General features: G+C 59.6%; 17 protein-coding genes. 9 read left to right on the top strand and 8 right to left on the bottom strand.

Annotated elements, in window-relative coordinates; translation table 11 throughout:
• The first annotated feature begins 4 nt into the window (after positions 1-4).
• Positions 5-253: a GlsB/YeaQ/YmgE family stress response membrane protein gene (locus tag C3F38_RS18205; protein WP_019453501.1), complete on the top strand. Its 249-nt coding sequence runs from the start codon at positions 5-7 to the stop codon at positions 251-253.
• A 95-nt stretch (positions 254-348) separates the two neighbouring features.
• Positions 349-738 carry a YidB family protein gene (locus tag C3F38_RS18200; protein WP_019453502.1) on the top strand — a complete coding sequence of 130 codons (390 nt, stop codon included), beginning with the start codon at positions 349-351 and terminating at the stop codon, positions 736-738.
• A 3-nt stretch (positions 739-741) separates the two neighbouring features.
• Here C3F38_RS18200 and C3F38_RS18195 read toward each other — a convergent pair whose 3' ends face one another.
• Positions 742-1,674, bottom strand: a complete 933-nt coding sequence (locus tag C3F38_RS18195) for a LysR family transcriptional regulator (protein ID WP_038872125.1) — start codon at positions 1,672-1,674, stop codon at positions 742-744.
• Between the two features lie 110 nt (positions 1,675-1,784).
• On the opposite strand from C3F38_RS18195, the gene C3F38_RS18190 reads away from it, so the two are divergent.
• Positions 1,785-2,837: an SDR family oxidoreductase gene (locus C3F38_RS18190; protein WP_055316415.1), complete on the top strand. Its 1,053-nt coding sequence runs from the start codon at positions 1,785-1,787 to the stop codon at positions 2,835-2,837.
• Between the two features lie 44 nt (positions 2,838-2,881).
• Here C3F38_RS18190 and C3F38_RS18185 read toward each other — a convergent pair whose 3' ends face one another.
• From C3F38_RS18185 to C3F38_RS18175, 3 genes are all read right to left on the bottom strand, one after another.
• Complete coding sequence (locus C3F38_RS18185; protein ID WP_038872122.1) at positions 2,882-3,889, bottom strand: NAD(P)H-quinone oxidoreductase; 1,008 nt, start codon at positions 3,887-3,889, stop codon at positions 2,882-2,884.
• 154 nt (positions 3,890-4,043) lie between these two features.
• Complete coding sequence (locus tag C3F38_RS18180) at positions 4,044-4,253, bottom strand: hypothetical protein (RefSeq protein WP_004935132.1); 210 nt, start codon at positions 4,251-4,253, stop codon at positions 4,044-4,046.
• Between the two features lie 509 nt (positions 4,254-4,762).
• Complete coding sequence (locus C3F38_RS18175; RefSeq protein WP_038872120.1) at positions 4,763-5,140, bottom strand: hypothetical protein; 378 nt, start codon at positions 5,138-5,140, stop codon at positions 4,763-4,765.
• 375 nt (positions 5,141-5,515) lie between these two features.
• Here C3F38_RS18175 and cspE point away from each other — a divergent pair, with 375 nt between their 5' ends.
• Positions 5,516-5,728 carry a transcription antiterminator/RNA stability regulator CspE gene (gene cspE / locus C3F38_RS18170; RefSeq protein ID WP_004935122.1) on the top strand — a complete coding sequence of 71 codons (213 nt, stop codon included), beginning with the start codon at positions 5,516-5,518 and terminating at the stop codon, positions 5,726-5,728.
• 319 nt (positions 5,729-6,047) lie between these two features.
• The gene (gene dsrB, locus C3F38_RS18165) at positions 6,048-6,248 is read left to right on the top strand and encodes a protein DsrB (RefSeq protein ID WP_038877309.1); all 201 of its coding nucleotides are present in this window, start codon (positions 6,048-6,050) and stop codon (positions 6,246-6,248) included.
• Between the two features lie 218 nt (positions 6,249-6,466).
• Here dsrB and rcsA read toward each other — a convergent pair whose 3' ends face one another.
• Positions 6,467-7,096 (bottom strand): transcriptional regulator RcsA, encoded by a 630-nt coding sequence (gene rcsA / locus C3F38_RS18160; RefSeq protein WP_033635078.1) that lies wholly within the window; start codon positions 7,094-7,096, stop codon positions 6,467-6,469.
• Between the two features lie 792 nt (positions 7,097-7,888).
• Between rcsA and C3F38_RS18155 the strand changes: the two genes are divergently transcribed.
• On the top strand, positions 7,889-8,530 hold the full coding sequence (locus tag C3F38_RS18155) for a GNAT family N-acetyltransferase (RefSeq protein WP_080213379.1): 642 nt from the start codon (positions 7,889-7,891) through the stop codon (positions 8,528-8,530).
• An 11-nt stretch (positions 8,531-8,541) separates the two neighbouring features.
• Here C3F38_RS18155 and C3F38_RS18150 read toward each other — a convergent pair whose 3' ends face one another.
• Positions 8,542-9,957 (bottom strand): pyridoxal-dependent decarboxylase, encoded by a 1,416-nt coding sequence (locus C3F38_RS18150; protein ID WP_055316412.1) that lies wholly within the window; start codon positions 9,955-9,957, stop codon positions 8,542-8,544.
• 102 nt (positions 9,958-10,059) lie between these two features.
• On the opposite strand from C3F38_RS18150, the gene C3F38_RS18145 reads away from it, so the two are divergent.
• A complete protein-coding gene (locus tag C3F38_RS18145; protein ID WP_048234386.1) occupies positions 10,060-10,935 on the top strand; it encodes a LysR substrate-binding domain-containing protein in 876 nt (291 codons plus the stop codon).
• Here the strand turns inward: C3F38_RS18145 and C3F38_RS18140 are convergent.
• Both C3F38_RS18140 and C3F38_RS18135 read right to left on the bottom strand, forming a co-directional pair.
• A complete protein-coding gene (locus C3F38_RS18140; RefSeq protein ID WP_055316410.1) occupies positions 10,932-12,317 on the bottom strand; it encodes a CoA transferase in 1,386 nt (461 codons plus the stop codon). The two genes, C3F38_RS18145 and C3F38_RS18140, sit on opposite strands and share 4 nt — an antisense overlap.
• 61 nt (positions 12,318-12,378) lie before the next feature.
• Positions 12,379-14,562: a glycoside hydrolase gene (locus tag C3F38_RS18135; protein WP_055316408.1), complete on the bottom strand. Its 2,184-nt coding sequence runs from the start codon at positions 14,560-14,562 to the stop codon at positions 12,379-12,381.
• 501 nt (positions 14,563-15,063) lie between these two features.
• On the opposite strand from C3F38_RS18135, the gene C3F38_RS18130 reads away from it, so the two are divergent.
• Complete coding sequence (locus C3F38_RS18130; protein ID WP_038876666.1) at positions 15,064-15,762, top strand: MgtC family protein; 699 nt, start codon at positions 15,064-15,066, stop codon at positions 15,760-15,762.
• A gap of 244 nt (positions 15,763-16,006) precedes the next feature.
• Positions 16,007-18,706 carry a magnesium-translocating P-type ATPase gene (gene mgtA, locus C3F38_RS18125; protein ID WP_055316405.1) on the top strand — a complete coding sequence of 900 codons (2,700 nt, stop codon included), beginning with the start codon at positions 16,007-16,009 and terminating at the stop codon, positions 18,704-18,706.
• The last annotated feature ends 34 nt before the right edge of the window (positions 18,707-18,740 follow it).

The raw sequence follows: 18,740 nt of genomic DNA, 5'->3' as shown, positions 1-18,740 counted from the left end.
AGAGATGGGCATCATTTCCTGGATCATTTTTGGTTTAATCGCCGGTATCCTGGCCAAATGGATTATGCCGGGCAAAGACGGCGGCGGGTTTATTATGACCGTGGTACTGGGGGTCGTGGGCGCCGTGGTCGGCGGCTATATCAGCACCTTCTTCGGTATGGGTCGCGTTGACGGCTTTAACCTGGGCAGCTTTGTGGTGGCGGTAATCGGTGCCCTGGTGGTGCTTTTTGTCTACAGGAAGATCAAAGGCTAAGCAGCCGTTGCTCAACAGGGTCGCCGCGGCGGCCCTTTTTCGTGAAATCAATCCGGCGGTGCGGCGCGGGCCGTATCGGCTGAAAGGGGAATATCATGGGTCTGTTCGATAGCGTATTGGGTAACATTCTGGGCGGCGGCGCCAACGGTAAAGGCATCGATTACATCGCCATCATGCAGTGGGTTGAGCAACAAGGTGGCCTGCAGGCCATTTTGGACAAGTTCCGTCAGGGTCAGTTCGGCGATATTGTCGGCTCCTGGCTCGGCAATGGCGAAAACCAACCGATTACCGGCGATCACGTACAGCAGGCGTTGGGCAGCGATGCGATCAATCAGCTGGCTGAAAAGCTGGGTGTCGATCCGGCTCAGGCCTCCAGCACCATTGCACAGTTTTTGCCAACGGTCGCGGATGCCGCTTCGCCAAATGGCGAAGTGCAGCAAGACAGCAACGAACTGGGCGACATGGTCGGCAAACTGTTCAAATAAGGCTTATGCTCCCGGCGTCTGGCCGGGGGCATTCACTCCGCTAATTCCCTCGATCGCCGTCAACGCCTGTTGCAGATGCGCCACCCAGGCGCGCACTTTCTCCGGAATAAATCGTAATGCGGGATAGACCGCGTGCAGCGCCATGGGTGGATAGCGGTATTCCGGCAATACGGGCACCAGCGCCCCTGTCGCCAGCTGCTCGCCGATCAACGGCCGCTGAGCGCCGCCGATACCAAGCCCCGCCTCGATGGCCGTCAGCAGCGATAGCGTATTGTTGGCGCGGAACGTGGGCCGCAGCGCCACTATCTCGGGGCCGTGCGGGCCGATCAGGGTGAGTGTATCGCCGTCGTTCAATCCGCTGTAGCGAATGTGCGCATGTTTTGCCAGCTCCGCCGGCGAACGTGGAACGCCATGCTTTGCCAGATACGCCGGTGATGCCACCAGCAGGCGTTGTAGTTCGCCCAGCCGTTTCGCCACCATGCCGGGCGCGTGCAGTTCGCCGAAGCGCAGCGCCACGTCGATGCCTTCACCGATCACGTCGGCGCGGCGATCGTCCAGCAGCAGCTCGATGGTGAGGTCCGGATGGCGCTGCTGGAAAGCGATGGCCAGCGGCGTGACGTGCCGCTGGCCGAATCCGGTCGGTGCGTGAAGGCGCAGGTTGCCCTGCAGCCGGTGGCGCTGGCCGTGCAGCGCCTCTTCCGCTTCGTCGACCGCCGCCAGAATCGCTTTGAGGCGTTGATAATAACCGCTGCCGGCCTCGGTCAGGGAGACTGCCCGGGTGCTGCGAAACAGCAGCTGCGTCCCCAGTTCCTGCTCCAGACCGGCGATTTGCTGACTGACCGCCGGCTGCGTCAAGCGCAGATCGCGAGCGGCGGCCGACAGGCTGCCCAGCTCCGCCACCCGCATAAAGGTTTTCATTGCGTTCAGCTTATCCATGTCGATCTTGCCTATAGGTTTTTCTTATTAGTGTTAGTGGAGTTTCTCGTCTACCGCAAGCAGTGCTAATCAATAACACTCGGGGCATCGACAACCCGAGGAGTGACAAGATGAACGCAAAGCGGCAGGCGTTAGTGATCGGCGCCAATGGCGTAATAGGGCGCCGATTGATTGAGGAACTGACCGGTCAAGGCTGGCCCGTGGTGGGTGTCTCGCGCCGGGGTGGGGAACCGGCGCCTGGTGTGCGCCACCTGCAGGTGGATCTGCTGGATGCGGAGGCAACGCGCGACGCGCTGCGGCCGCTGAGCGCGATTAGCCACGTCTTCTATGCCGCCTATCAGGATGCGCCGGATTGGGCAGGCCTGGTGGCGCCCAATCTGCAGATGTTGCAACACGTCGTCGAGGGGCTGGAGCCGATCGCGCCGGCGCTGGAGCATATCAGCCTGATGCAGGGCTACAAGGTGTATGGCGCCCATTTGGGGCCGTTTAAAACACCGGCGCGTGAAAGCGACGCCGGGCATATGCCGCCGGAGTTTAACGTGGCGCAACAGCGGTATCTGGCGCAGCGTCAGGCCGGCAAACGTTGGCATTGGAGCGCCATTCGCCCGAGCGTGGTGGGGGGCTTCTCTCTCGGCAATCCGATGAACCTGGCGTTAAGCATCGCGGTTTACGCGTCGATCAGTAAAGCGCTTGGGCTGCCGTTGCGTTTCCCCGGCAAACTGGGCGCTTACCACAGCCTGCTGGAAATGACCGAGGGCGGGCTGTTGGCGCGTGCCACGCTCTGGGCGGCGACCGAACCGGCGGCGGCCAATCAGGCGTTTAATATCAACAATGGCGATCTGTTTCGGTGGAGCGAGATGTGGCCAAAAATCGCCGCTTACTTCGGGCTGGAATGCGCGCCGCCGCTGCCGATGCCGTTGGAGAGCATGATGGCGGACAAAGCGATGCTGTGGCGAGAGCTGGTGCAACGGCACCAATTGACCGAACCGGACTATCGCGCGGTGGCCGGCTGGCGTTTCGCCGACTTCGTCTTTTCCTGGGACTATGACATGTTCGCGGACGGCAGCAAGGCGCGGCGTTTCGGTTTCCATCAGTTTGTCGAAACCGAAGCCATGTTTTTCTCGCTGTTCGATGAGTTCCGCCGCCGTGGCATCATTCCCTGAGTGCGGCATTGGTTTCCCCGCAGCGCAGGCTGCGGGGAACGGCTTCAGAACGTCAACATGATCTTGCCGATGTGCTCGCTGGACTCCATCAGCGCATGCGCGGCGGCGGCCTGCTCGAGCGGGAAGGTTTTAAAAATTTGCGGCTTCAGGACGCCGCGCTCCAGCAGCGGCCAAACCTTCTCGTGCAGATCGGCGGCAATCTGCGCTTTGTCCGCGACGCTGCGCGAGCGCAGCGTTGAACCGGTATGGGTCAGGCGTTTCAACAGCAGTGGCATCAGATTGAGCTCTTTTACCACGCCATTTTGCGTGCCGATTTGTACGATGCGACCTTCCATCGCCGCGGCCTGATAGTTCTTGGCCACATAGTCGCCGGCGATCAGATCGACGATCACGTCGGCGCCTTTGCCGTCGGTGGCGTCTTTGGTGCGTGCGACAAAATCTTCGCTGCGGTAGTTAATCGCCACGTCGGCACCCAACGCCAGGCTGGCCTGGCGCTTCTCTTCGGAGCCAACGGTGGTGATCACCTGCGCGCAGAAGGCTTTTGCCAGCATGGTGGCGACCGTGCCGATGCCGGAGGTGCCACCGTGGATCAACACGGTTTCGCCGGCTTTGAGGTGGCCACGCTGGAACACGTTGACCCAGACGGTAAAGAAGGTTTCCGGCAGCGCGGCGGCCTCGGTCAGGCTCAGGCCCGCCGGCACCGGCAGCGCATTGCTTTCATGCACGGTGCAGTATTCGGCATAGCCGCCGCCGGCGATGAGGGCACAAACCCGATCGCCGAGCGCGAAGTGAGTTACGCCTTCACCGATGGCGACGACTTCGCCGGCGATTTCCAGGCCGGGGATATCCGAAGCGCCGGGCGGTGGCGCATAGTTCCCCTGACGCTGCAGCACGTCGGGGCGGTTAACGCCGGCGGCGGCGATTTTCACCAGGAGTTCGCCCGCTTGCGGGACGGGCATCGGGCGTTCGGTGACGACCAGAACCTCGGGAGCGCCGGGTTGGCTGATCTCAATGGCTTTCATCGTGCCGGGCTGCGCTGCATTTGTTGACATGCTCATTCTCCTCATCGTGGCGGACGTGGTTATCCAGGCGGAACGCCCGCAATAAAGTCTGCTGTTAGCTTAGCGAAATCGAATGAGGTGCGCGTGGTCGAATAGAGCGGTTTTGCGAGAAAGGGAGGACGCCGCCGCGATGGGCGGCTGGATATCAATCGTTAGGGGGGATGCGGAACCCTTTTAACGAGACGATAAAGTGTTCTTTCCCTTTGGAGATCTTGGCGCCTTTATCGCACCACAGGCTGGCAAGCTGGAAGAAGTCATCGCTGCCGATATCGTAGGCCAGTTCGATTTTCTTGGCTGTGCCGGCGCGGATGAGCTTTTCTGCTTCCTGATGGTTTGCAGCTTTAATTATGGTCATGGGCGAAATCCTTGGTGTTAAGCCAGAGCGGATAATCGCGAATCATCATATGGCCATATTGTGACATTTTTGTGATGAAAACATGACGGTCCACGAAGGCGCGGCGTGCGGCGTGCCGCGCCTTTGCGGTGTAAACACGTTATCTATTACCGATCGTGCGGGCGAACGAATGTGCTTTTCTTCTGAGATTTTAAGTGTTTATAGAGCGAATAGCCCGCAATGCCGGCCAAGGCAGCCAAGAGGGCAAGGGATCCTGTGGCCATGAACATCACCTCCGAATAAGAATGGCAAGGAGGCGTATTTGTGACATTCATCACTTTACGGGGCAATGAGAGCAATCTGTAATCGGGAAACGGGCATGAGGGAGGAGCAAAAAAAAGCGCCTATAGGGAGGCGCATAAAGATTTGCAACACAGCTTGTTGTGTTCAACACCAGGAGGAGTGGTGAACTGGCGCTATTCTATGCAGCGGCGAGGGCGGCTGATATAGGTATTACTCCGAAAGCGCTGCTACCACTCATAGCCCAACTGAATGTTGTAATCGGGATCCTGATTGGTGGAGTAAGGATCGGATTGGCGGCGGCGATCGGTTTTCTTCACCGGGCCCTCATAGGCGGGATAAGGTTTGGCGCGCGGCTTGCTGCAGCCTGGATGATCGCATTCGATATCGACGCGAAAACCGTTCTTGTCGCGTGCCTCTGCCCAGGTAATCGGCGGTTTCGCCGCCTTGGGGGCCGGCCCCGGCGGAGCCACCGGTTTTGGGGACGGGGCAATGCTGGGCTCTGGTGGCTGATAATTCAGCTCCAGCGCGCCCAGTGGGGCGCTGCAAGCAGCAAAGACCAGCAGGGCGGTAACGCTGGCGGCCGGTAATGTGAGCCATCTTGGCATGGTGAATCTCCCTGAATGATTTCTTTGTGCAACTATAAAACAGCGTAACGATAATTACTATCATTTGCCTTCGATGAAATGAGGGGGAAGGTGGCGATCCCGTAGGCGGGCGGGGTCAAATCCTGTGCGCTTAGCCGAGATTAACGCCCCTGCACGGCGAAAAAGGTTGCTATTGCCGCTCGCTCGTGAGTTAATGATGTCGGCCTGTGGTACAGACCTATTTATGCACGACATTTTGAGTAAAGTAGTTCAAATTTAAAGCGTTATCCCGGATAGCCCTTCTCTGACGAATTTCCTTTCCAGTGCCTCCATAAGTAACTGATGACCGGCTATCTCGCCCATGGCGGCTAACATTATTATTGAAGGAAATTAGACATGTCCAACATGATCAAAGGTCAAGTGAAGTGGTTCAACGAAGCTAAAGGTTTTGGTTTCATCACCCCAGCAGACGGCAGCAAAGACGTATTCGTACACTTCTCTGCTATCCAGGATCAAGGCTTCAAGACCCTGGCTGAAGGCCAGAACGTACAGTTCTCTATCGAGAACGGTGCGAAAGGTCCATCTGCGGCTAACGTTACCGCTATCTAATTGGCGTCTACCGCTGATTGAAAAAAACCCGCCGCGGCGGGTTTTTTTATGCCTGCAATTCGGCGGTGCGCAAAAAAAAGCCCGCAAGTCTGCGGGCAAAAGTTCCTTGTTACTTCTTCATTTGCGAGCGCTTCTCTGGGGGGAAACGCCTGAAGACAGGCTACGCGAGGCCGGCTTAAGATTCTGCGGCCAAACCGTTAAGAAAGTGAAAATCCGGGCGGCTGCTACGCTGAGAGCGAGGCCGGCTTGGCGCGGGGCGGTGTCCTTCCCCCTGGGTTTTGTCATACACTGATGCCAATCGCAAATGATGGGGAACGGTATGCAGGTTAACGATCGAGTGACGGTAAAAACAGACGGCGGCCCGCGGCGCGAGGGCGTCATTCTGGCCGTAGAGGTATTCAACGAAGGGACTATGTATCTGGTTTCTCTTGAAGACTATCCGGCGGGCGTATGGTTTTTTAATGAAATCGACAGCCGTGACGGGACGTTTGTGGAGCCATGTCGCGAGCATGGGCAGTAACGTCGGTTAATCTCATTAATTTGCTAATGAAATTGTCCATTTTGAGATTATTTCATTGCGGTAAGATTTTTTTTATCGACGGCAAAAAAATACCCGCTGCGCTAGCGGGGGATAGCGCAGCAGGTATTCTTTTGGTGGTTCCAGTATCCGATATCCAGGTGACTTTATCACCGGATATTTAACGGCCGACAAAACAGAGTGGGGGCATTCTCTGCGGCTCAACGGCTATTGACAAATATTCCACTGGTCAGCGTATCGGTCAAACGAACAACGTGGTAAATGATCTGCTTGTTGTGCGTCTTTATTTTCCGCTTGATGTTTCCCTTGTGGGAGGAGACCGTTTTGGCCTTTATTTGCATCTGGTCTGATATCTGGATGGTGCCTTGACCGGACATCCACATGCGTAACATGTTCGATTCGGTCTGGCTCAGCGTTACCGGCGTTTGGTCCAGAGAGGACTTCTCCGCCCGTAGGGACGTTCTCTCGAGATAGTGACTAAGTAGCTGATTCATAGTCTCTGGTTTGATGGATTTTGACGATATGATAACGTTTTTGCGAACATATAAATAATCGTCGAAATGTACATTGGTAATAGCCATGAAGATGAAGAATAACGTATCCGGGTGCAGTGAAATCACCCGTTTTATTCGCTCGGTGGCGTTTGCTTCGTGGATGAAGCAGTCCTCGTTAATAAATACCAGGCTTGGATTCAACTTGCTGCATTTTTCATGCAGGCTGTCAATATCCTCGATAGCATTAATATGGCGTTTTTTCACGCCATGCGAAGTCAGATAGTCGGTTAATCCCAATCTGGTATAGCTACATGAATCCATGATGATCGTTGGCATATCGCACCCCCACTTAAATCCGTTTTACTGCGGTAATATGAGAAAAAGCCTAAAAAGCCGAAAGGCAAAATGGAGCAATAATTCAGTGTAGCCAGTGTTCTATCAATAAACACGACGGCACTCAATGATATTTTCATACTAAACTTATTAATCACATGAATCTATAAGTTTGGCTTAAGTCAGAGAGATTTGCTGATCGCTCGGCGTTGACGCGATCGGCCTGACTTGCGCTTGGCGCCCGCGCTTGCTGACATTGCTTGCCGAGATTCTGTTCATCATGTCACGAAACAAAATTTTAGTTTGCTAGGAAAAGTCTTAAAAAAAATTCATGTGTTAGATTTTTGAGGATTTTCAGTGCACTTTTTGAGTGACTAAAAAGTGTTCTTTCGATTTTTTGTTTTTTTAACGATAAAAATCATTAAGTTGAATGTTTTCTCTCCTTATTTGATAATGATAATCACTTCTTTTTTTATCATAACAACCAAAAAAAGTTAACGTTGTGGCTGAAATGTGTAGCTTAATTGTTGCTATAACTCACCGTTTTACAATGGGTTATATGGGTATTTATTTCGCTTGAAATAATTTTGGTGAATATTTAACGGTGATTGAGTTGTTTTTCTAAACTATCATCCTGTTGTCCGCGCCAGCGGGGCGGGGGCAGGTCGGAGTTGTCTCCGGCCCGCGTTGGTTTTAACTTGCCTTTCCACCTTTCAAAAGCAGGATGTCGCAGTGAGACAGAATCAGTATGGGCAGCCAATAGGCGATGCCCTTCCTCATTGGCAGCCGGCAGGCCTGCCCGGTCACAGGTTACTGCAAGGGCGGTTTTGCCGCCTTGAACCCCTTAGCCTTGAGCGCTGGGGGGATGAGCTCTATCGGGCTTACCAAACCGCCGAGGATGACCGAGACTGGACCTATCTGTTTTGGGAACGGCCGCAGACGCGCGAGGATTTCCAGCGTTATCTCCAGGCTCAGGCGTCCAGCGCTGACAGAAACACGATGGTGGTGGTCGATCAGGCAAACGGACGCGCCGTGGGGACCTGCGCTTTTTTGCGCATCGATCCCGCCAACGGCGTGGCCGAACTGGGCACCATCAACTGGTCGCCGCTGATGAGGCGCAGCGCGCTGGGCAGCGAGGCGATTTTCCTGATGCTGCGGCATCTGTTTGACGATCTTGGCTATCGGCGCTGCGAATGGAAGTGCGATAGCCTCAATTTGCCTTCGCGCCAGGCCGCCGAGCGCTTGGGTTTCCGTTACGAAGGCACTTTCCGCCAGGCGGTTGTCGTCAAAGGACGCACGCGCGACACCGATTGGCTGTCGATCATCGACGCGGAATGGCCGGCGCGACACGCCGCCTTTGCCGCCTGGCTGTCGCCGGATAACATCAGCGATGACGGGCGGCAAGCGCGGCGTTTGCAGGCCTTCCAACTCGGGTAGCGCCGCGCGCCTTAGGCCGTCTCTGGCAGACAGTGGCGCAGCGAGTCCAGCGCCAGCCGGATGTCCCGTTCCTCCGTCATCCAGTTGACCAGCGCGGCGCGGATCCCCGGCTGATGGTTATAGGTCGTTGGGGTGCAACGCACCACGCCGTGCCGGTTAAGGCGCTCGAGAAAGCGATCGCGCGCCGCTTCGCTGTCGCCCTGCGGGCGGCTGAGCGCGAAGCACACCACGTTCAAATTCACCGGCGCCAGCAAATGGAAGCCGTCGTCGGCCGCTAACGCCGCACCCAGCGCCTGCGCCAATCGGACGTTGCGCTCGACGATATCCCGTATGCCGCTGCGGCCATAGGCTTTCAGCGTCAGCCAGAGCGGCAGGGCGCGAAAGCGCCGCGAATTTTCCGGCGTCAGATGCAGATAGTTGTCCGGCCGCGGCGTCGGCGCTTCCAGGTAGGCCGAATGGTTCTGAAATACCTGCATCTGCAGATCCAGATGGCGGGTAAATTGGATCGCGCTGTCATAAGGCACGTTCAGCCATTTGTGCGCATCGACGGTGATGGAGTCCGCCTGTTGCCAGCCTGCAAGTCGCGGTGCATACAGCGGCGAACAGGCCGCCACGCCCCCGAAGGCCGCATCGACATGCAGCCAAAACGGATAACGCTCCCGCAGCGCCAGCAGACGCGGCAGATCGTCGAAAGCGACGGTGTTGACCGTGCCGGCGCTGGCCAGCACCAACGTGGGGCGGCCCTCGCCGGCGGCGAGCTGCCGCTCCAGCGCCGCCATATCCATAGCTTCAGACTCCGGCAGGCTGGCGACGGTCGTCAGCGCGTCGCGGCCGATGCCGAGCATGCTGAGCGCCTTTACGCTGCTGGCGTGCGGATTGGCCGCCAGCACCCGGATGGGCCCCAGCGCCGCCAGGCCCCGTTGGGCAACATCCACGCCGTGCTGTTGGCCCAGCCACTGCCGGCCAATGGCCAGCCCGGCGAAATTGGCCATGGTGGCGCCGCTGACCAGGCTGCCGCTGAACGCTTCCGGCAGGCCCAGCAGGGATTTCAACTGCGTCACGGCGGCCAGCTCGATCGCCGCGGCGATCGTATCATGGCTGAGCTGGCTATTTTGGTCTGTCACGCTAACCAGCCAGTCCGCCGCGACCGCCGCCGGGGTGCCACCGCCGGTGACGAAGCCGAAATAACGCGGGCCGGCGCTGGCGGAAATGCCCGCCTGATAACGTTGCCAAAAGTCATCCAGCGCCGCCAGGGCGCCTTCACCGTTTTCCGCCAGCCGATCGTCACCGGGTTGCAGCTGCTGTTGCGCGAGCGGTGGGCAGACCGATCGCTGCTGCAGCCCGGCCAGAAAATCTTCCGCCAACTGGCGGGTGTGGTCGAGGATCTGCGGAAACTGTGTAAGATCCTGTTGTAAACGTGGGTGCATGGCGGCTCCGAAAGCATCAGGGATAGATGGCATAAACATAGAACAGTTGCCTGCGGGCCAAAATCGATGAAAAATAACCTTTTTGGATAATCCGGCTAACCAGTGATGAGTGAACGCCTTCCCCTGCACGTCTTGCCGACCTTCGTTATCGCCGCCAGGTTGGAGAATTTGCGCGCCACGGCGCAGCAGGTGCATTTAACGCATGGTGCGGTCAGCCAGCAAATCCAGCTGCTGGAGCAGGCGGTCGGCTACCCGCTGTTTGAACGGCGCGGGCGCGGTGTGCGTCTGAATGCGGCCGGGAAAGAGATGCTGGCGGCGGTAGAGCCGGCGCTGCAGGCGCTGCAGCAGGGCGTTGCCCGCGCCCGGCGCGCCGCGGCAAGCCAGACGCTGCGTATCAGCGTGCTGCCGTCTTTTGCCCATTACTGGCTGTTACCGCGCCTGCCGGCCTTCCATGAAGCCTGCGCCGATATTGCGCTGGATATCGATGCGTCGCTGACATTGCAGGATCTGTCGCAGCGCGGATTCGATGCGGCGATCCGCATCGGCAACGGTCAGTGGGCGGGACTGCAGGCACAGCGCATCGCGTCGGGCGACGTGCTGCCGGTCGCCTCGCCGGACATGGCGCTGCAGTGGGGAACGGCATTCGAGAACGGCGGCGACGTTCCCTTGCTGGAGCACGACGTCAGCCCTTGGCGCGCCTGGTTCAATACGCAAGGGCGCTCGCTGTGCGGGCGGCAACAGGCGTTGTTCAACGATGCAGGATTGTTGATTCGCGCGGCCGAGCAGGGGTTTGGCATCGCGCTGGCGAAAAAGCTGCTGGTGCAGGATGCGATCGCCGCCGGGAGGCTGGTGGCGTTGGCCGCACCCTGTCGCCTGAGCGATGACGACGTTTATCTGGTGTGGCCGCAGACCGCCGGGTTGACGCCAGCTGTTTTGCGGTTGCTGCAGTGGCTGCAGCAACAGTTGGCGGCTATTTAACGGCGCAGCCAAGCCGGCTGCGAGGTGCCGAGCGCGGTCGCCGGCAGCGCCCATTGCAGCGCCGTGCCCTGCAGGCTTAACGGGGCGCGCAGACGTTGCGCGGCGCCCCAGTCGGTCAGTTCCGTTTCCGGGTTTTCGTCGGCGGGGCCGGCCGGCGCCGGCGCTTGTGGCCGATAATGCGCCGGATAGGGATGCGCCAGCAGCAGTTGCGCCGTGCGCGCCAGCGACAGCCTTGCGTGGTAGCCGGTGCCGTGGCTCAGGCGCTGCGCCATACCGGTCAGCACCGCCGCCGCCATCAAATAGCCGGTGGCGTGGTCCAGAGCCTGTACCGGCAGCGGCACCGGCAAACTGGCGCTGCGCCAAACCATGCCCGCCTCCGCCAACCCGCAGCTCATCTGCACCAGGCTGTCGAAACCGCGCCGGGTACGCCACGGCCCGCTCCAGCCGTAGGCATTCAGACAAACGTCGATCAGGCCCGGCGCCAGCGCGCGTCTTTCCTCCGCGCCATAGCCCAACTTCTCCAGCGCACCGGCACGGTAGCCATGCACGATCACGTCGGTGTTTCTCAGCAGATGTTCAAACGTATGGCGATCGCGCGCATTGGTCAGGTTGAGGCGTGCGCTGCGCTTGCCCAGCATCACCTCGTGCTCGACGCCGGGCTCATCCCAACCGTAAGGATCGATGCGCAGCACGTCGGCACCCAAACCGGCGAGAAAACGGGTGGCGATCGGCCCGGCGAGAATGCGCGTCAGATCCAGCACCCGCACGCCGTGCAGCGGCCGGGCTATGGGCAGCGCCCAACCCGGCGGCGACGCTTCCGGCTGCAGCGAGGTGTGGATCAAGGGTTCGAGCGCCACGCTCTTGCCCTGAATATGTTGCCGCCACGCGGCCGCCGAGCGCATTTGGGCCGCACATCCGCCGGCTTCGATCACTGCCTGCTCCAGCTCGCTCTTTTTCCAGCTCAGCACGCGCGCCGCCAGCGTGCCTTTATCCGATGCCGGGTCCAGCACCTGTTCCACCGCCCGCCGATGGTGCGGCGCATTGGTATGCAGGCGTATCCAGCCGTCTGTCGTCTCGTAGTCGCCGGCCAGGGCGTCCCAGGCCGCAGGCAGCGTCCAACCCAGCGGACGCAGCGTCCAGCCGAACCAGAGCGAGGCCAGGCGTTGATCGATCCAGACCTGCGGCGCCTCGGCTGCCTCGCGGCGAAGCAATTCGGCGCAGGCCAAACCGGCGGCGCTCCAGGCGGCGGTAGCCAATTCGGTGACGGGAAAAGCCGAAGGCAATGCGCCGGTACCGCTTACGGTTAACCGGTCGCAGGGCGCGGGGCGTTGCTCCAGGCTTTGCCAAATCTCGTCGAGCAGAGTGTGGATCAGAGGCGTCATCGGCCACTCCTTGCGGGTCGTCGGAAATATAGCCTAGCGTAGCCCACCGCCGGCGACCTTGCTAAGGCGCAACGTCGAACGTGCGGCCGTCGGCCAGTTGGGCGCGCAGGCTGAGGGCCGCTACGCCGGCGAACGGCTGCGCGCTGAAGTTGGCGGTCAGCGTCGCCCCGTCGCTGAACGTCGTCTGTTGCACCCAGCCGTCCCGATCGAGCCAGCGGAAGTCGGTCAGCGCTTTGTCCCACAGGGCCTGATGCAGCGGCCGGAAGGCGGCGTCGGCGCGCTTGATCGCCGGCAGGCGGGCCGCCAGGGTGGCGCGGCTCAGATGGAACATCGGCGCAGTGTTGTACAGCTCGCTGAGCAGACTACGGGTGGTCTGAACGTCGCTGAACTTCAGATTGTCGTAATTCCAGTGGTGGCTGCTGACGATCGCATCGTGGAAAACGGCCTGGTACAGCGGCAGGCGGTAACGCGGATCGAATTCGACGGTGCGGTAGGGCTGTTTCACCTTGGCAGGGCGGAAGAAAAACGCCGGTTGGGCGTTGGGCCACCAGGCGCCGAGATAATAGGGCGAGGATTTATCCTGATTCATCTGTTTATCGCCCCAGCCGAATCCCCAGGTTTCCATGCCGTGGGCGAACATCAGGCTGCGGGCGGTCACCGCATTGCCGTCCTCCGAGCCGAGCGGCAGCTTAAGGGTGGCGCTGAACCAGGCCAGCCTGGCGTTGCGCGCTTCGGCCATTTGCGCCGCGCCGGTCGGGTGGTTGGGCTGATAGTCGTCGGAGACCATGCCGGTGCCGTCCACGTCGAGAAACAGGCTGTTCAACCCGGCCAGTTGCACCAATTCGCGCATGCGCTGTTGAGAATAGGGCAGGACGCAGCCCGGATTGAGGTAGTAACCCTGTTTGCCGAAGCCGGGTTTCTTGCTGCCGTCGGCGCGCACGATGGCGCAGGTTTCCCGCAGCGCCGTCGGCAGTTGCGCGGTGAGCCAGCTGTCGTTCACGCCGCGTGGAATGGCGGTATCGTAGGAGTCGTAGCTGGCGATCAGATAGCCGGCCGCTTTGGCGGCGGTTACCGCCTGCGGGTGCAGGAAGGCGGCGGTCCAGTTATCTGTGCCCAACCACAGGCGCGGCAAACCGGCCTGGCGCAGCGCATCGATCACCGGTTTGGCCAGCCCTGGCCCCCAACGGTCCGCCGGGGTTAACCAACGCCCCAGCTCTCGCTGCGCCCGCTCCCGCACCGCAGCGGCCTGGCGCTGCTGCGCCTGCAGAAAATCGGCGTCATCCGGCGTGGCGCCCAGCGGAATTTGCGCCGTCAACGCCTGGTTGATGCCGTCGATCAGGGGCTGTTGCTGCCAGCCCTCCGGTGTTTTGCCCGCCAGCTGCAGCAAGGATTTTCTGCTCTCGGCATCCATCTTCTGCCGCAGCCCTTCGGCGGCGGGAGAGGCAAGGTAGTGCAGTAACCCCGGCCAATCTTTGACGTCTTCCGCCGCCAGCAGTTTGTCGCCCCACAGGTAGACATGGGTGGCGCCGATCAGCTTTTCGCCTTCGGGCGCCTGTTTTATCTTCTCGCGCAGGCTGCTGAACTGGCCGTTTTGTTGCAAATAGTCGCGGTAGCGGCGGGCGCCGGACAGCGGGGTGTCGCCGACGTGCAGCAGCACCTCGAATGCCTGCTGTTGGTTGAAGCGGTTGAACTGATGCCCGGCGCGCATCTCCAGCTTTTCCTGCGCGGCGGCGAAGGTGACCCGGTTGCTGAACGGCGTCAACATCAGCCAGCTGTAGACCTTGCCCTGGTATTGCTGGCTCCACAGCGGCAGCTTCAGATCCCAGTTGGTATCCAGCGGTGTCATTTCCGCCGTCAGGTAATGGCGCCAGACCGCGTTGTCGAGCGGAATGCGGCTGCCTTCGCCGATCGGCAGCAACAGCGTTTCCGCCTGCGGCGGCAGGCGATACCAGTTCAGAAGCTGTGGCCGGTCGCTGCTGAAGCTCAGGCGCAGATCGCCGTCCTCCAGCCTGGCGCTAACCTTGACCGCGCTCTGCGGCCAGCGCCAGCTGGCGCGTTGTGGCGACGCAGTGAGATCCGCTACCGGTTGCGCGGGCTGCGCCAGATTGACCGGCACAGCGCCGGCGGCAATGCGCAGCGTGGCGGGATCGAGTTCGAACTGCGCGTCGCCTTGCTGCAGCAGCAGGGCATCGGCGGGAAAGCTGACGAGCAGCGCGAGCGCGAGCGGAGAAAGCCGGTGTTTCATCGGGGGCGTCCTTGAAAGATGAAGGAGGACAGTTTACCGATAAGCGCACTGGCACCCAACGTTGTCGCTGCCTATTTGTGACATCGAAATATGATCGCGGTATTCCAGTTTATTTTTCGTTTAATAAATTAGCCTTTACTTCATTACCTGACGTCACTATACTCAGCCAAAATTTCGGTGGAGAAACCCAATTGGACAGTTGTAGTTGTAATAAAACAAATAAGGCAAGCTGACCAATTCTCTTCTGATTTGTTGCTTGCCGTTATCGGCGGGCAGCACCCCTCTCCAGTTATTCCTGAGCTGTGCATACCCGAATAAAAAACGTGTCCTGAGGCCTGACGGTTTCAGGTGAATTGAGTTGGACGTTATTATGGTATTCTGCAGCCACAGCCTTTTCCCTCCAGGCACAGCACGCTGATTCGCTGATTTATTTTCGGCGCGACTTTGCGTGTGCTAAACAGCACATGATTTTATCTCCTGCGGTTAATTAAGGGGACAGTCATGGCTATGACTCCTTTCGTTTTAAATTTATTGCTGGCAATGTGCCTGGGCGCGGTGATTGGCGCCGAGCGCCAGTGGCGCCAACGTATGGCCGGCCTGCGCACCAATGCGCTGGTAGCGACCGGCGCGGCGGTCTTTATTCTCAGCTCCATGTCCACCGATCCGGCCAGCGCCGGCCGCGTGGCCGCGCAGGTAGTCTCGGGTATTGGCTTCCTCGGCGCCGGCGTTATCATGCGGGAAGGGCTGAACATTCGCGGCCTCAACACCGCCGCCACGCTGTGGTGTTCGGCGGGGATCGGCGTCCTTTGCGGCCTGGGCCAGCATTGGGATGCGGTGGTCGCCACGCTGGTTATCCTGTGCGCCAATATCCTGCTGCGCGAAGCCGCGCAGCGCATCAACCTGCAGCCGCACCAGCAGGCGACCGATCTGGAACTGTGCTATCGCATTCAGGTGACCTGCGGCGAACAGGATGAAATTCTGGTGCGCACCCTGATTCTGCAGGCGCTGAATGGCGTCGCCTTGCGGCTGCAGTCCTTGCGCAGCGCCGATATTTCCAGCCCGGGGCAATTGGAAGTGTGTGCGGAAATTACCGCTACGCCGGCTGCGCAAAAAGAAATTGAGGGTATTGTCTGCCGCGTCAGCCTGGAAAAAAGCGTGAGTGCCGTTCGCTGGCGCGTCGCGTCCGAATTACCGGTCTAATTAATTTATATAAATATTTACTAACTTGATTATATGTTCAGGTTTATTCAGGCACGCCTGAATAACGCGGAGCATTAAGGAGGCGTTATGGACGATGACCCCGGAAGGGAAATGATTTCTGCGTGGCTGACAGGGTAATCACGCTATTCAGTCACGCTAATTAAAAAATTCCATTCTGCGCAGAGTCACCTGTTTATCGGGCGGGATATCCCTGTGCGCAGAACGAAAATAAGAGAATAGCGTTATGACTCAGATTAATGAAAGAACGCGTCGCCGTGATAAAGACGCGGTGACCTACGCCATTGCGCAAGAGGCGACTAACAGCATCGCCCAAACGCTGGCGAACCTTAAGTGCAACCGCAACGGCTTGACCCAGGACGACGCCGATGAGCGGTTGGAGCAGTTCGGCGCCAACCAGGTCGCCCACGACAAGGCGCCGCATGCTTTGATTCAGCTGATCAAGGCCTTTAACAACCCGTTTATCTTCGTGCTGATGGTGCTGGCTGCGATCAGTTTCTTTACCGATTATTGGTTGCCGCGCCAGAGCGGTGAAGAAACTGAACTCACCGGCGTTATTATCATTCTGACCATGGTCACGTTGAGCGGGCTGCTGCGTTTTTGGCAGGAATACCGCACCAACAAAGCGGCGGAAGCGCTGAAGTCGATGGTGCGCACCACCGCCACGGTGCTGCGCCGCAGCAGCTACAGCGCGCATCCGCTGACGCTGGAAGTGCCGATCCGTGAACTGGTGCCGGGGGATATCATTCAGCTCTCCGCCGGTGACATGGTGCCGGCCGACGTGCGTCTTATCGCCTCGCGCGATCTGTTCATCAGCCAGGCGATTTTGACCGGCGAAGCGATCCCCATCGAGAAATACGATGCGATGGGCAACGTGGCGCAGAAGTCGAGCGACGGGGAGGTATCCAGCGAGAACGCGCTGCTTGAGCTCTCCAATATCTGCCTGATGGGCACCAACGTCGCCAGCGGCACCGCCACGGCGGTGGTGGTGGCGACCGGCGGACGCACTTACTTCGGCTCGCTGGCCAAGTCGATCGTCGGTTCGCGGGCGCAAACCGCGTTCGATCGCGGGGTGAACAGCGTCAGCTGGCTGCTGATTCGCTTCATGCTGGTGATGGTGCCGGTGGTGTTGCTGATCAACGGCTTCACCAAAGGCGACTGGAGCGAGGCGGCGCTGTTCGCACTGGCGGTGGCGGTCGGCCTGACGCCGGAAATGCTGCCGATGATCGTCAGCTCCAACCTGGCCAAAGGGGCGATCGCCATGTCGCGCCGCAAGGTGGTGGTGAAGCGCCTGAACGCCATTCAGAACTTCGGCGCCATGGACGTGCTCTGCACCGACAAGACCGGCACCCTGACCCAGGATCGCATCATTCTCGAGCACCACATCGACGTCACTGGCGCCAGGGATAACGAGGTGCTGCACCTGGCCTGGCTGAACAGCTTCCATCAGAGCGGCATGAAGAACCTGATGGACCAGGCGGTGATCCGCTTCGGGCGCGGCAAACCGGGGATCGAAGCCCTGGGCCGTTTCAGCAAGGTGGATGAGCTGCCGTTCGACTTCGTGCGCCGCCGGCTGTCGATCGTGGTGGCGGACGAAAATGGCAAGCAGCAGCTGATCTGTAAGGGCGCGGTAGAGGAGATGCTGGAGATCGCCACTCACGTGCGCGAAGGCGACAAGACGCTGGAACTGGACGACGCGCGCCGTGCGGCGCTGCAGGCGCTGGCCCGCGAGTATAACGAAGACGGTTTCCGCGTGCTGGTGCTGGCGACGCGCGAGCTGGATGCGCAATGCCCGGCCGACCCGCTGAGCGTGGCCGACGAGCGCGACATGGTGGTGCAAGGGCTGCTGACCTTCCTCGATCCGCCGAAGGAGAGCGCGCAGCAGGCGATCGCCGCGCTGCAGGAAAACGGCGTGACGGTGAAGGTGCTGACCGGCGACAACCCGGTGATCACCTGCAAGATTTGCCGCGACGTTGGGCTGGAGCCGGGTGAACCGCTCTCCGGGCTGCGAATTGAGCAGATGGATGACGAAGAACTGGCGCGCGAAGTGGAGCAGCGCACGGTCTTCACCAAGCTGACGCCGCTGCAAAAATCGCGGGTGCTGAAAATGCTGCAGGCCAACGGCCATACCGTCGGTTTCCTCGGCGACGGCATCAACGATGCGCCGGCGCTGCGCGACGCCGACGTCGGCATTTCGGTCGACACCGGCACCGACATCGCCAAGGAGTCGGCGGACATCATCCTGTTGGAAAAGAACCTGATGGTGCTGGAAGAGGGGGTGATCAAAGGGCGCGAGACCTTCGGCAATATCATCAAGTACCTGAACATGACCGCCAGCTCCAACTTCGGCAACGTGTTCTCGGTGCTGGTGGCCAGCGCCTTCATCCCGTTCCTGCCGATGCTGGCGATCCACCTGTTGATTCAAAACCTGATGTACGACATTTCTCAGCTGTCGCTGCCGTGGGACAAGATGGATAAAGAGTTCCTGCGCAAGCCGCGCAAGTGGGACTCCAAAAACATCGGGCGCTTTATGCTGTGGATTGGGCCGACCTCGTCAATCTTCGATATCACGACGTATGCGTTGATGTGGTACGTGTTCGCCGCCAACAGCGTGGAACACCAGGCGCTGTTCCAGTCCGGCTGGTTCATTGAGGGGCTGCTGTCGCAAACGCTGGTGGTGCATATGCTGCGCACCCAGAAGATCCCGTTCATTCAGAGCACCGCGGCGCTGCCGGTGTTGCTGACCACCGGGTTGGTGATGGCGCTCGGCATCTACATTCCGTTCTCGCCGCTCGGCGCCCTGGTTGGCCTGCAGCCGCTGCCGTGGGAATACTTCCCGTGGTTGGCCGCTACGCTGGTCAGCTACTGCGTGGTCGCGCAGTTGATGAAGCGTTTCTATATCCGCCGCTTCGGCGAGTGGCTCTAAGCCGCCTCGGCGTTCACTTCGGGGGCGAAATTCT

The organism is Serratia sp. SSNIH1 (assembly GCF_002935055.1).
GTDB classification, from domain to species: domain Bacteria; phylum Pseudomonadota; class Gammaproteobacteria; order Enterobacterales; family Enterobacteriaceae; genus Serratia; species Serratia nevei.
Note: the sequence above shows the minus strand (reverse complement) of the source record. Positions and strands in the feature narration are given on the sequence as shown.